The organism is Neobacillus novalis NBRC 102450 (assembly GCF_001591805.1).
Lineage (GTDB): Bacteria > Bacillota > Bacilli > Bacillales > Cytobacillaceae > Neobacillus > Neobacillus novalis.
Genome location: NZ_BCVP01000003.1, coordinates 122210 through 134795, shown reverse-complemented (window position 1 = coordinate 134795; position 12586 = coordinate 122210). Strand labels below are relative to the sequence as shown.

12 protein-coding genes are annotated in these 12586 nt (G+C 38.7%); 8 read left to right on the top strand and 4 right to left on the bottom strand.

Annotated elements, in window-relative coordinates:
• Positions 1-32 precede the first annotated feature (32 nt).
• Complete coding sequence (locus BANVL01_RS01640; RefSeq protein WP_066084783.1) at positions 33-1532, bottom strand: ATP-binding protein; 1500 nt, start codon at positions 1530-1532, stop codon at positions 33-35.
• Between the two features lie 194 nt (positions 1533-1726).
• Between BANVL01_RS01640 and BANVL01_RS01635 the strand changes: the two genes are divergently transcribed.
• Both BANVL01_RS01635 and BANVL01_RS01630 read left to right on the top strand, forming a co-directional pair.
• Entirely contained in the window at positions 1727-2167 is a 441-nt protein-coding gene (locus tag BANVL01_RS01635) for a MarR family winged helix-turn-helix transcriptional regulator (RefSeq protein WP_066084786.1), read from the top strand.
• Positions 2168-2269: 102 nt separating this feature from the next.
• Positions 2270-3964: a M3 family oligoendopeptidase gene (locus BANVL01_RS01630; RefSeq protein WP_066084789.1), complete on the top strand. Its 1695-nt coding sequence runs from the start codon at positions 2270-2272 to the stop codon at positions 3962-3964.
• A 43-nt stretch (positions 3965-4007) separates the two neighbouring features.
• Here the strand turns inward: BANVL01_RS01630 and BANVL01_RS01625 are convergent, their stop codons facing one another.
• Positions 4008-6167: an ATP-dependent Clp protease ATP-binding subunit gene (locus BANVL01_RS01625; protein ID WP_066084792.1), complete on the bottom strand. Its 2160-nt coding sequence runs from the start codon at positions 6165-6167 to the stop codon at positions 4008-4010.
• A gap of 180 nt (positions 6168-6347) precedes the next feature.
• Here BANVL01_RS01625 and BANVL01_RS01620 point away from each other — a divergent pair, with 180 nt between their 5' ends.
• On the top strand, positions 6348-7397 hold the full coding sequence (locus BANVL01_RS01620; protein ID WP_066084795.1) for a YkvI family membrane protein: 1050 nt from the start codon (positions 6348-6350) through the stop codon (positions 7395-7397).
• A 32-nt stretch (positions 7398-7429) separates the two neighbouring features.
• Here the strand turns inward: BANVL01_RS01620 and BANVL01_RS01615 are convergent, their stop codons facing one another.
• Positions 7430-8041, bottom strand: a complete 612-nt coding sequence (locus tag BANVL01_RS01615; RefSeq protein ID WP_066084796.1) for a CPBP family intramembrane glutamic endopeptidase — start codon at positions 8039-8041, stop codon at positions 7430-7432.
• 145 nt (positions 8042-8186) lie between these two features.
• Between BANVL01_RS01615 and BANVL01_RS28125 the strand changes: the two genes are divergently transcribed.
• The gene (locus tag BANVL01_RS28125) at positions 8187-8306 is read left to right on the top strand and encodes a DUF6254 family protein (RefSeq protein ID WP_235845458.1); all 120 of its coding nucleotides are present in this window, start codon (positions 8187-8189) and stop codon (positions 8304-8306) included.
• Positions 8307-8351: 45 nt separating this feature from the next.
• Here the strand turns inward: BANVL01_RS28125 and BANVL01_RS01610 are convergent, their stop codons facing one another.
• Positions 8352-8540, bottom strand: a complete 189-nt coding sequence (locus BANVL01_RS01610; RefSeq protein ID WP_066084800.1) for a YkvS family protein — start codon at positions 8538-8540, stop codon at positions 8352-8354.
• 180 nt (positions 8541-8720) lie between these two features.
• Here BANVL01_RS01610 and ykzS point away from each other — a divergent pair, with 180 nt between their 5' ends.
• From ykzS to BANVL01_RS01590, 4 genes are all read left to right on the top strand, one after another.
• Entirely contained in the window at positions 8721-8975 is a 255-nt protein-coding gene (ykzS, locus tag BANVL01_RS01605; RefSeq protein ID WP_439951332.1) for a protein YkzS, read from the top strand.
• A 138-nt stretch (positions 8976-9113) separates the two neighbouring features.
• The gene (locus tag BANVL01_RS01600; RefSeq protein ID WP_066084806.1) at positions 9114-10064 is read left to right on the top strand and encodes an AAA family ATPase; all 951 of its coding nucleotides are present in this window, start codon (positions 9114-9116) and stop codon (positions 10062-10064) included.
• The gene (locus BANVL01_RS01595; protein WP_066084807.1) at positions 10061-11260 is read left to right on the top strand and encodes a DUF58 domain-containing protein; all 1200 of its coding nucleotides are present in this window, start codon (positions 10061-10063) and stop codon (positions 11258-11260) included. The genes BANVL01_RS01600 and BANVL01_RS01595 overlap by 4 nt, the downstream gene beginning before the upstream one ends.
• Positions 11260-12477: a hypothetical protein gene (locus BANVL01_RS01590; protein ID WP_066084811.1), complete on the top strand. Its 1218-nt coding sequence runs from the start codon at positions 11260-11262 to the stop codon at positions 12475-12477. The genes BANVL01_RS01595 and BANVL01_RS01590 overlap by 1 nt, the downstream gene beginning before the upstream one ends.
• The last annotated feature ends 109 nt before the right edge of the window (positions 12478-12586 follow it).

The following is a 12586-nucleotide window of genomic DNA, read 5'->3' as shown; positions in this document are numbered from 1 at the left end:
CACTAGTAATTCCATTACCTCCCGCCCCGTTTTCATTTAAGAGGCAGGGTGATTGTCACTGTTGTGCCTATTGTTTCCTTACTGTCAATTTGGATCGTGCCTCCAAAAGAGATAATAATCCGCTTGCAAATAACTAGGCCAAGCCCTGTTCCGGTCTCTTTTGAGGTATAGAAAGGGTGAAAGATTTTATCAAGTACTTCCTTTGACATACCTATTCCATTATCATTAATTTCTAACCTGCAAAAATCGGCAAAATGATCAAGCTTTATTTCCAAAGCTCCAGCGCTTTCAAATGATTCGAAGGCATTTTTGGTGAGGTTAAGCAGCACTTGTTTAATTTGGTCTTTCACGCATTTAACAATCACAGGTTCATCAGGAAGATGCCAAAAACACTCCACATTGTGAGAATTTGCTTCCGATATGATCAGAGGTTTCAGTTCATGAAGTGTTTTAGTAATATTAACATCTTCTGTCATTTGCGCAGTTGGTTTACCCAGGATTAAAAACTCACTGACAATTTCATTAATACGTTTCAATTCGGAGTTAATAACCTCGAAATAATAGCGGTCTTCGGGAGCTGTATACTTTTCACCAAGAAGCTGGATGAGCCCCTTTACACCAGTTAATGGATTACGGATTTCATGGGCTGTACTGGCGGCCAATGTCCCAACTAATTCCAACTTCTGTAATTCATTCTGCTTTCGCTCATTAACTGTATGCCTTTTTAGCAGGATGTACTCAATCAACAAGAAGAGGACGTGCAGGACGACAAGGATGATGAATAATACTTGCGCAAAGTTTTTTCCAATCCCTTTCAGATCTCGATCAGCCATTTTTACTTTAATACTCCATGGTAAACGGTCTAATGTTGTTGTGACCCAATGCGTATCATCATTCCAATCATTCTCACTGACATTCATTTCAAGAATCGTCTTTTTTTCTCCATTTACTACATAAAGCTTGGTTTCAGGAGTAAGTACCTTTATGAGATTTCTCATATAATCAATCCGCAAATCCGCAACAAGAATCGCTTTTAAATTTTCTTTACCGTCAAGAACAGGTTTGGCTAAGCCGATAATCCGTTGGTTATTCCTTAGAATTTCTTCTTGACCAGAAATAATCGTATCCTTCGTTTTGATTACGTCTTGAATAAACAATAAATTTGAAAAATCAGCTTCGGCTTCATTTCTCAGTGAAACGGTGCCCGCTGCCAATTTTCCCTTGTCGTTAAGGAAATAGAGCCCCCCGTATCGAGGGTCGTTTTGGTTTACCTGATTGAGTAGCGGCTCGACTTTTTCTGGAGCGTTTAAATTCTCTTTGACTGAAAAAGAAAGAATTTCTAAACTGGTCATGGTTTCACTGATAAATTGATCCCAGTTCTTTTGATAAATCGATGCAACCCAGAGTGCCTCCTTTTTTCTTCCGTTGTCATTTTCTTTTAAAATATCATAAAAATAATATAAACCTAAAAGGAAAGCAGGTATGATAACAATAACTAAATAGATAAATAAATTGCCTTTATGTATTTTCATTTATATACCTCGATAAAATTCGCTTAATTATAAATGTAACTATTATACCATCTGGTCCGCATGTTAATGAAATATTCCTGTTTTTTTAAGATAATTTGACAGAAATACATTTTTTTTTTATAATAACTTTGAAATCGAGATAATTTAGCGTAAACTAGATTATGATTATATAAACTTAAAAGGATGAGTTTTGTATGGAAAATGATGCAATTGCTAAATCATTGAAGCTATATATTGTCCTTTCAAGAGCTTATAAAGCCATTAATGAACACGTGAATAAGGTTATTCAGGCAAGTGGGTTAAATCCTACTGAATTTGCTGTTTTAGAACTGCTTTATCATAAAGGCGATCAGCCGATGCAGCAAATTGGCGGAAAAATATTGCTTGCGAGCGGAAGCATTACTTACGTGGTCGATAAGCTCGAACAAAAGGGATTGTTGATAAGAGTCGCCTGTCCAAGCGACCGAAGGGTAACGTACGCTCAAATAACGGACGAGGGAAAAAAGTTTATTCAGGATATTTTTCCGGAGCATGCAGCGCAAATCGATAGGTTAATGTCGAGCCTCACAGATTCTGAGAAAACAGAAGCAATTGACCTGTTGAAAAAACTAGGTCTGCCTGCGGGAAAATTTTAATACGGCCAATGGTCGTATTTTTTTTGTAATGAATAGTAGTCGATAGTGTATAATAAAAGGGGTTGGAATATTAAAAAAATTTTTACTATAGGAGAGAGATAAATGAACTTTGAAAATTATACATATGAACGGCCAAATCTTACTGACATCACAACAAAGTTTAACGCGGCGATTGAAGAATTCAAGAATTCTGCCACCGTTGAGGAACAAAGTAAGGCAATGAATTTGGTAAATGAGCTTAGAAATGATCTTGGCACTATGTTTAACCTTTGCTATATCCGTCATTCGATTGATACGAACGACGAGTTTTATAAAGCAGAACAAGATTATATGGATGAACTCCAGCCTGAGGTTGAAGGGTTAGTGACCAACTATTATCAAGCCTTGGTTGATTCAAAATTCCGCAATGAGTTAGAAGAAAAGTGGGGCAATCAGCTTTTCGCACTAGCCGAAGGACAGCTTAAGACGTTTAAACCGGAAATCGTTCCGTTATTGCAAAAGGAAAATCGGTTATCAACAGAATATACGAAGCTGATTGCTGCAGCGAAAATTGACTTTGAAGGAGAAGAACGGACACTTGCACAAATCGATCCGTTCATCGAATCGACTGACAGAGAAATGCGCAAGCGGGCAAGTGAGGCGAAATTTGGTTTCTTCGCTGAACATGAAGCAGAGCTTGACCGAATTTATGATGAGCTTGTCAAAGTAAGAACTGAAATAGCCGAAAAATTAGGGTTTGAAAATTTTGTTGAACTTGGATACTACCGAATGATGCGAACCGATTATAACGCAGAAATGGTCGCTAATTTCCGCCAGCAGGTGAAAGATTTTATTGTCCCAATTGCGACAAAACTTAAAGAGCGTCAACGCGAACGATTAGGCCTTGAACAATTAAATTATTATGATGAAGGCTTCGTTTTTCAAACTGGGAATGCAATTCCAAAGGGAAGTCCGGATTGGATTATTGAAAACGGACAAAAAATGTATGAAGACCTATCAAAGGAAACGGGCGACTTTTTCCGTTTTATGCAGGAAAATAACCTTATGGACCTCGTCGCCAAGAAAGGGAAAGCCGGCGGTGGATATTGTTCGTTTATTGAGAACTATAAAGCGCCGTTTATTTTCTCTAATTTCAATGGAACTTCAGGGGATATTGATGTACTGACACATGAAGCAGGCCATGCCTTCCAGGTTTATTCCAGCCGTCAGTTTGAAATTCCGGAATATTATTGGCCGACCTTTGAGGCTTGTGAAATTCATTCCATGAGTATGGAGTTTTTTACTTGGCCATGGATGGAGCTTTTCTTTCAAGAGGATACAGATAAATATAAGTTTTCCCACTTAAGTGGTGCGCTTCTATTCTTGCCATATGGGGTTTCAGTTGATGAATTCCAGCATTGGGTATATGAAAATCCAACCGCTTCTCCAGCAGAACGCAAACGGCAATGGCGTGAAATTGAGAAAAAATATATGCCGCATAAAGACTATGATGGCAATGAATATTTAGAAAATGGCGGCTTCTGGCAGCGCCAGGGACATATATATAATTCACCGTTTTATTATATTGATTACACGCTTGCGCAAATTTGCGCCTTCCAATTCTGGAAACGGTCAAGAGAGAATCAAGAAGAAGCTTGGGCAGATTACGTCAAGCTGTGTAAGCTTGGCGGCAGCATGTCGTTTACCAAACTTGCCGAAGCGGCAAACTTAATTTCACCTTTTGAAGATGGCTGTGTCGAATCAGTTGTCGGTGTAATTGAGAATTGGCTAAATTCTGTAGATGATAAAAAACTATAAAAAAATAAAGCGAAGCCGCTTCATTAGTGGCTTCGCTTTATTATCACTTAACAGTTACTGCAATTTCTGAAACAACTTTTAATTCCCCGTCTTCAACTACAGCGGCTAATTTTTTTGTATCCGGCTGATCTAAGATGAAGTCAGCGATTTTATCTTCAAGCTGTTCTTGGATTACCCTGCGAAGAGGACGTGCGCCAAAAGCAGGGTGGTAACCAAGCTCAGCTAGTTTTTCTTTTGCATCCGCTGTGATGGTTAATTCAATGTTTTGTTCTGCTAATGTTTCATTTAAAACAGCTAACATTAAATCAACAATATACAAAATATGATCTTTAGCGAGTGAGTTAAACTCAATAATACTATCAAAACGATTTAAAAATTCTGGCTTAAAGAAGCTGCCGAGCGAATCGAGAATACTTGCTTCCTCAACTGCTTCACTTATTCCGAAGCCAACGTGAACTGGTTTGTGGGCAATGCTGGCATTGCTGGTCATTATGATGACCGTATCCTTAAAGCTTACAATTCTTCCCTGACTATCCGTGAGACGGCCGTCTTCAAGGATTTGCAGGAACATATGCTGGACGTCAGGATGCGCCTTTTCAATTTCGTCCAGTAAAATAATGCTATAAGGGTTCCGACGAACTTTTTCAGTAAGTTGACCTGCCTCATCATGACCAATATAGCCGGGAGGAGAACCAATTAATTTAGCGACACTGTGCTTTTCCATGTATTCGCTCATATCAAGGCGAATCATCGAATTCTTTGTCCCAAATAATTCTTCCGCAAGTGTTTTCGATAACTCGGTTTTTCCGACACCTGTCGGGCCGACAAATAAGAATGAGCCGATTGGACGATTCTTTGCTTTTAAGCCGGCACGGCTGCGGCGGATCGCTTTTGAAATTTTTTGGACAGCTTTTTCTTGCCCGATGACCTTTTTGTTTAAGTTTTCTTCTAAATTTTTCATTTTTAGCTGTTCGTCTTGCTGTAGCTTACCAACCGGAATTCCGGTTTTTTGTTCAATGATTTCTTGAATATGATTTATCGTTACAATTGGTCTCTCCGAACTTGGAACATGATTTAAAGACTTCTCAAGTTTTGCTTCTTCATCACGCAGCTTTGCTGCCTTTTCATACTCTTCATTTTTAAGTACTTCTTCCTTAGCAGCTACAATTTCCTTTAGGCGTGCTTCAATCTGCTCATTACTAATGTTATCAGCAGTAAGATTCAATTTTGAACCTGCTTCATCAAGTAAGTCAATCGCTTTGTCCGGCAGGAAACGGTCTTGAATATAGCGCTGTGATAGGTTTACACAAGCCAGGATTGCTTCATCTGTATAAATGACATCGTGATAATCCTCGTATTTCTTCTGAATGCCTTTTAAGATTTCAATCGCAGCGCCGGCAGTTGGTTCTTGGACGTGTACTGGCTGGAAGCGGCGTTCTAAGGCGGCATCCTTTTCAATTTGCCTGTATTCCTTTAAGGTTGTGGCACCGACTAACTGCAATTCACCGCGGGCAAGTGCAGGCTTTAAGATGTTGCCGGCATCCATGGAACCTTCTGCAGAGCCTGCTCCAACAAGCAGATGAATTTCATCAATGAACAGGATCACATTCTTGCGCTCCTGTACCTCTGTGATTAATTGTTTCATGCGTTCCTCAAATTGCCCGCGGATTCCGGTATTGGCAACAAGTGATGCAACATCTAATAAATAAACTTCTTTATTTCGCAGTTTGCCAGGGACATCTCCGTCAGCAATTTTTTGGGCAAGCCCTTCGGCAATAGCTGTTTTCCCGACACCGGGTTCACCGATTAGTACTGGATTATTTTTGTTTCGTCGATTTAGGATTTCAATGACGCGATTGACTTCCTCGTCGCGTCCAATTACCGGGTCAATTAAGCCTGCATTAGCTAGATGGGTTAAGTTCCGGCCGAATTGATCAATAAAACCTCCGTGTGCAGTTTTACGCTGAGTTTGCGGTGCAAATTGATTAGTCGGGTTTTGACCGTCTGAATAGTTTTTATTCATAAAGAAATCTTCAAGTGGAAATCCTTGAAAAGGATTCATTTTCATTCCAAAGCCCGCGCCTAATGCTTGCTTTTCTTTTGTATAACAATCATGGCAGAGTTTCATATCATTTCGCTGCCCGTTCACTTTCACAGATAATTGAATATGTGCTTGATTTTGATTGCATCGTTGACAAAGCATTAAAAACCCTCCCTGTTATTTGTTAATTTGACTTTGACTATATTTGACCTTATGAACATAGTATACTCTGACCTTTTTTGACTTTCAAGTATTTTGACTATGGGAATGCTTACTAATTAGAAAAAAAGCTCGTCTTTGTTTGTCCCCATGGTCATATATTTATGATAAGGGGGAGATGGAGTGAAAAGGAACTGGAATCAAGCCTTTCAAATTGCGGCAGTTTATGTAGGAACTGTTGTGGGAGCAGGATTCGCCACAGGAAAAGAAATCGTTGAATTTTTTTCGCGATTCGGTTTCTTTGGCTTTATTAGTATATTAATGAGCGGTTATCTCTTTGTCATGATTGGGTCGAAAATGATGAGAATGGCGGCTCAAATCGAGGCAAAATCCTATCAAGAGTTTAATGAGTACCTGTTTGGAAAATGGGCAGGCAGTGTCATTAATATATTTATGCTTTTAATGCTTCTTGGGGTTAGCGCAGTAATGCTTGCCGGAGCAGGAGCGGTTTTTGATGAACAGTTAGGGCTTCCAAGAAATATTGGCGTTTTTCTAACAATATTTCTTTCCTATCTTGTGATGCTTGTCGGAACAAAAGGTCTGTTTGCTGTTAATACATTTGTTGTTCCATTGATGATCACCTTCAGCTTAATCTTGATGTTTTTATCCGTGCAAATGCCGAACTTTTTAGAACAATTTTTGTATATTCCTCATGCTCCGGATGGCTGGAAGAGTGTGATTGCTCCTTTTTCTTATGCAGCATTGAATCTTGGCTTAGCCCAGGCAGTATTAGTACCGGTTGCCACCGAGGTTAAGGATGACTGGACAATCAAATGGGGGGGAATCCTTGGCGGACTGGCATTAACACTGATTTTAATCGGTAGTCATTTTACGTTAATTATGCTGCCGAATTTAGAATTATATGATATTCCAATGGCCATTATTATGAAAAACCTGGCTCCATTTTTTTATTGGATTTTTGTCCTGGTTATTTATGGGGAGATTTTTACTTCTGTGATTGGAAATGTCTTTGGTCTTGATAGGCAGCTGCAGCAGCTTGTTCCGGTTTCGACAATGGTATCGGTTACTGCTATTTTTGCCGTCTCGTACTTAATTAGCCTTGTGAATTATAGTACGCTCCTTTCCTATCTATATCCTTTGTTCGGCTATATTTGTATGTCGTTTTTTATTTTATTATGGATGAAACCATTTACACCAAGTAAGAGAAATTAAGAAAGCAGCTGAAGAGGTATCAGCTGCTTTCTCTATTTTAACGGTAAGATGATAAAAATCATAATATCAAAGATGATATGTGAAACAATGACAAGCGGCATACTCTTTTTCCAATAATAAAGTAAACCCCAGAAAAAACCTGAAATTAAGGCAGCAAAGACTAGTAAAAATGAGCCTGAATAGATATGTACTGAAGCGAATAATACCGCGGCTATTCCAATGCTGACAATCGGTTTAAAGTTAGCTAATAGACTTTTTTGGATAAACCCCCGCCAAAAAAGTTCTTCTCCAGGCGCAGCAACCAAAACTAGTGCAATATACTGCCAAAACAGTTTTGGTTCATACCAGCGGTACAGTTTTTTGATGTCTTTCTCAAACGGAAGATGAAGATTGTGGATGGCTTGAAATCCCATCCAAAAGACAAAATATAACAAGAGTCCGCTGATTGCTCCCAGGAAAATATATTGGAAAAAGGGTGCCTCATCATCAACATCACCTTGAAACATCGCAAACGCTATTAGCACGAGCAATGATCCAGTAAAGATATACCAAAAGATTGCTTTATCATGAAAGGAAAAGAACATCAGTGCATGTGCAATCATCAATCCGGCAATAAAGCGGATGTTTAGGAAGTGTTTTTTCATTTTAGCGAACCCCTTTAAGAATCAATAAAGTATACTTTAACAAAAAAAATGCCGGAAAGGAAATGATTACATTAAACATTTTAGCCAAATACATTGATAAGATTATCAAAAGAAGAAAAAAATAATCGGGAAAGGAGTGAATGTGATGAGTAAATCGCAGAGTCAGCATGAAAGGGAATGGACTGTCAGGAAACAGGATCAAAATCCCCATGGTAAGGTAAAATCATTAAAGCAGATCGCAAAAGAAACTGGGCAAGGAAAGTAAGACATAAGGGAAAAGGCAGCCTGGGCTGCCTTTTCTACGATTCTATTAATAAGCGCTTTCTTTTACCACCTTATAGTTTTTATGGTTGACAACTGTACGCTGATCCAATTCTAAATCGCGGTAATTATCCATAAATGTTAGGTCGACTATGACAGAATTTTCATTTACCTTTTCTACAATCCCCTGCAAGCCGCCGCGGAATTCGATGATATTACCTACTTCTGCTTTTTTCATTAGTCTCTCTCCTCTACATTACAAAACTATAAAATCATTTAAATAACAGTTTGCACTACTTTTTTGAATTCGTAAAGGCTTTTATTTGACAATTTTGTTAATTCCTCTTGAATAATTGATTATATGTAACAAATCCTACAAAAAGAATAGAAAACGCTTACAAAAATAGAGTGTAAGAATATGAAGGTTGACTTTGAGAAAGGTCTTTACGGTAAAATATATTTAGGTAAAGGTGGTGCAGCTATGAAGGAAGAAATAACGGAAATATTGGATCGACTGATGACGGGGGAGCTTTCAGAGTATTACGTCAAGAATGAAGATTTTATGGAATTTCGCGAGGTTCTCGTAAAGAGAGAGGATTTTAAGTATTTTCGCGGCATCGGTCAGCGGGGCGGAGATGTTTTGTATCAATATTTGAAAGAACCTAGAAGTTAATAGCTTTTTAAGAGGAGATCTCAGTAATTCGGGTTCTCCTCTTTTTCTTTATATTAGTTAAAAGTTTGGAAGAGTATAAAAATTTGCTAAAATATAAAAGGACATATACATACAAATAGCTTCTAAGGGGATGAAACAATGGGATTTACAGAGAAAATCGACCAATTAAAGCAGGAGATCGGCAAGGTAATCGTTGGAAAGGATATGGAAGTGGAGTTAATGGCCATTTCCGTTTTATTTAATGGACATATTCTATTAGAAAGTGTCCCAGGAACAGGAAAAACAATGCTCGCAAAAAGCTTTGCCGCCGCAATCGGCGGGGAGTTTTCGAGAATCCAGTTTACCCCGGATGTTCTTCCTAGCGATGTAACCGGGATTCAGTTTTTTAATCCAAAGGTGCAGGAGTTTGTGCACCGGCCGGGGCCCATCATGGCAAACATCGTTCTGGCGGATGAAATTAACCGGGCAACACCTAGAACCCAGTCCAGTCTATTGGAGGTAATGGAAGAAAGGCAAGTAACCATCGATGGAATAACAGTGCCGTTAGAAGAGCCCTTTATGGTGATAGCGACTCAAAATCCCGTGGAATCCCAGCAAGGAACCTTTTCACTGCCTGTTGCGCAAATGGATCGTTTTTTTATCAAAATAAAAGTAGGTTATCCAGATTACGAGGATGAAAAAAGAATTATGCAAATTCATCGCGGCAATAAAAAAATTGACCCTATTGCCCAAGTATTCTCCATTCAAGAAATAGAGCAATTAAAAACAGCGATAAATAGCACACAAATTTCAGCGGATATCGAAGAATACCTTTTAACGATTGTAAGAAAGACCCGTGAGCACAATAGCATCGAACTAGGTGTGAGCCCTAGAGGAACATTGGCGCTTATGAAAGCGGCGCAAGGAAAAGCCTTTTTAAATGGAAGGACATATGTTACACCAGATGATGTGAAAACAGTCGCCCCCTTTGTGCTGGGACACCGAATTTTTCTTTCAATTGAAGGGTCACTGACGAAAACGGCAGAAACAATTATCGCAGAAATTCTTGATTCGATACCTGTCCCGGTAGAAGCAGGTACAAATGGATGAGTTGGAAAAAGTATTCGGTAGAAGATCGGAAAATTCCGGGTATTAGCGGCTTTGCCATCATCCTTATTATTGTAAGTCTATATATTCAATCAAAATTAGTGCTGTTCCTTGCTGTTTTTTTCCTGATTGTCGCTTTCTGTAATCAGCATTATTTAAAAAGGGCAGGCGAAAAGCTCTATTTTGAAAATCTGAATGTAAAAAATCACTTTTTTATTGGCGATAAAGGCGAATGGTTCTTAACGTTTCGGAACGAAGGGTTTCCGATTCTAAAAGCTGAATTGAAGATTTATTTTGATTATTTTGTGTCGCCAAATGAAGAACAGCAGGAAACAAGTCTTTCTTCCATGTATGAGATGTCGTTTCCTTTTTCGTTATTCACCAATCAAGCAAAACAGATAAAAATTCCCTTTACAGCGAAACAGCGGGGCATTGCTCGCATTCGCTCCATCGAGTTTCGTGTTCCCAGCCTGTTAGGTTTTGGGGAAACCATTCTAGAATCCAAATATTTCGTGAAACAACAAGCAGTGGTCTATCCGTTGCCCATTCCTGTAAAGGGTATAAAGGAACAAATCTCTGTCCTTCAAGGAATCCATGTTGTCCCCGTTTCTGTTTATGAGGATTTGCTTGGACCCGTTGGAACAAGAGACTATGTACCCTCCGACAGCTTTAATCGAATTCATTGGAAAGCCAGTGCCAGGAAACAGGAGCTCCAAACAAAAGTATATGAACGAATCGCGGAAAAGGGCTGGAATATCGCCCTTAATGTTTCCGATGGACATTCGATTACAGGGAATCTTGAAAAATTAATTAGCAGCATCACGGAATTTGCCTACTATGCTTTCCATAAGCAAATTCCCTACTCGCTTTGCATTAACGTTCGTACGGCTGCGAGCACTCCATTCCTTTATCTTCCAATAGGAGAAGGGAAAGAGCATTTACAAAAGGTATTAGAGACACTCGCTTCAGTTAGTACACAAAATACAAGTCTGCCTTATGATTATATGCTTTCCTTTTATAGCAGGCATTTAACCGCCCAGCCCTATTTCATCCATGCCGGGATTAAGACAGACGACACCAAGAGAATGCTGCTAGGGATATCGAAAAAAGGAGCAAAATTATTTGAATTGAAAATTGAACAGGAGTTTGGCTTATTAAGTGAAATGGTCATTCATCAGGAAAGAAGGATGCTGCTTTGATGAACCGTGTGGCGGCTGTTACCTATCAATTTATTTTAGAATTAATCTTAGGGATGCTTTTTCTATTTTTAATCTATATCAATAAAAACGAGTTTCCACCGATCCTTTTATTAACAGTATTATGTATCAGCAGTATCATTCTTTTTTCGTTTCTCCTTGCAAAATTTCGCAATAATGGAAAGTGGCTGTATTTTGTAACCATTTTACCATTAATATTATTGATCGGGTTTCAAACCGGGCTGCCACTTTATGGCGGATTAGGACTGGGATTTCTTATTTATTGGCGGGGTATTTCCTTGTTTGATGATGTTTCAGAACGTTCTGAAGCCATCTTGCTGCTGCTTTCATTCATAATTGGTTTGGTTGCGATCATTTATTCAGCCATGAGTAAGTATCCTTTCCAAAGTGAAATGATCTTATTGCTAATAACACAGCTAGTAATAGTGCTTCTTGGCGGGTTTTTAAGAAAATGGAATTCGATTCAAACAGATAAAGCCAAGTTTGCCGTTTACTTTTTAAAAGTGATTGCAGCAGTTTTGGCGATTGGGGTAATACCGGCTTTTTTACTAAAATACATTCAAATGATTTTATTTGCTATTTTACATTTCTTTGTCATCCTTTTATCGACAGTTTCGGCACCTCTATTTGGGTTTCTGGAATATCTGTTACGTTTAAACGGGAATGAAGGACGAAAAACAACTATAAATGCCGACACCGGCTTGCCTGATGAATATCAACCTCCAGCGTACGAAAAGACAGAAACTACTTTGTATATTCTACTAATCGTGGCCGCAGTTGCATTTATCATCTTTCTGTATAAAAAGAAATTCACAAAGCAGGATTTTTCTGTCGTTAATTCAGCTGTTGTTTCTGTTTCAGAAGGTGCGTATGGATCAACTCAATCAAACCTTTTCCGACGCAGGATGAAGCCGCCGGAGGACATCATTAGGCGAGAAATATTTGAATTGGAGAAATATGCTAGCAAACTAAAATTAGGCCGGCTTCCGTTTGAAACACTTGAAGAATGGTGGCAGCGTATTGGTTTATCAGGATCGTCTGAATCGATTGCCATCTATGAAAAGGTCCGTTACGGCGAGGGAAGATCCTCAATTGAGGAACAAACCATAATGAAAACGGAAATCCACCAGTTTAAACAGCAATTAAAAGAAATCTATAAAAGTCTAAAAGATAAGAAGAAAAAATCGAAACCAAATTGAGTACTGATAGTGGTCAGGCACGAATCGCAAATTGCTTTTTAAAATAATAACCATTTTCAAATCGGTTTTCATGTAGTAAAATAGGCTTTAAGTTAATAAATTGGCTGGA

What these genes read in the sequence shown, in the direction of transcription:
- BANVL01_RS01640 (WP_066084783.1), bottom strand. Translation starts at nt 1,532, where the DNA reads ATGAAAATACATAAAGGCAATTTATTTATCTATTTAGTTATTGTTATC.
- BANVL01_RS01635 (WP_066084786.1), top strand. Translation starts at nt 1,727, where the DNA reads ATGGAAAATGATGCAATTGCTAAATCATTGAAGCTATATATTGTCCTT.
- BANVL01_RS01630 (WP_066084789.1), top strand. Translation starts at nt 2,270, where the DNA reads ATGAACTTTGAAAATTATACATATGAACGGCCAAATCTTACTGACATC.
- BANVL01_RS01625 (WP_066084792.1), bottom strand. Translation starts at nt 6,167, where the DNA reads ATGCTTTGTCAACGATGCAATCAAAATCAAGCACATATTCAATTATCT.
- BANVL01_RS01615 (WP_066084796.1), bottom strand. Translation starts at nt 8,041, where the DNA reads ATGAAAAAACACTTCCTAAACATCCGCTTTATTGCCGGATTGATGATT.
- BANVL01_RS28125 (WP_235845458.1), top strand. Translation starts at nt 8,187, where the DNA reads ATGAGTAAATCGCAGAGTCAGCATGAAAGGGAATGGACTGTCAGGAAA.
- BANVL01_RS01610 (WP_066084800.1), bottom strand. Translation starts at nt 8,540, where the DNA reads ATGAAAAAAGCAGAAGTAGGTAATATCATCGAATTCCGCGGCGGCTTG.
- ykzS (WP_439951332.1), top strand. Translation starts at nt 8,721, where the DNA reads ATGAAGGTTGACTTTGAGAAAGGTCTTTACGGTAAAATATATTTAGGT.
- BANVL01_RS01600 (WP_066084806.1), top strand. Translation starts at nt 9,114, where the DNA reads ATGGGATTTACAGAGAAAATCGACCAATTAAAGCAGGAGATCGGCAAG.
- BANVL01_RS01595 (WP_066084807.1), top strand. Translation starts at nt 10,061, where the DNA reads ATGAGTTGGAAAAAGTATTCGGTAGAAGATCGGAAAATTCCGGGTATT.
- BANVL01_RS01590 (WP_066084811.1), top strand. Translation starts at nt 11,260, where the DNA reads ATGAACCGTGTGGCGGCTGTTACCTATCAATTTATTTTAGAATTAATC.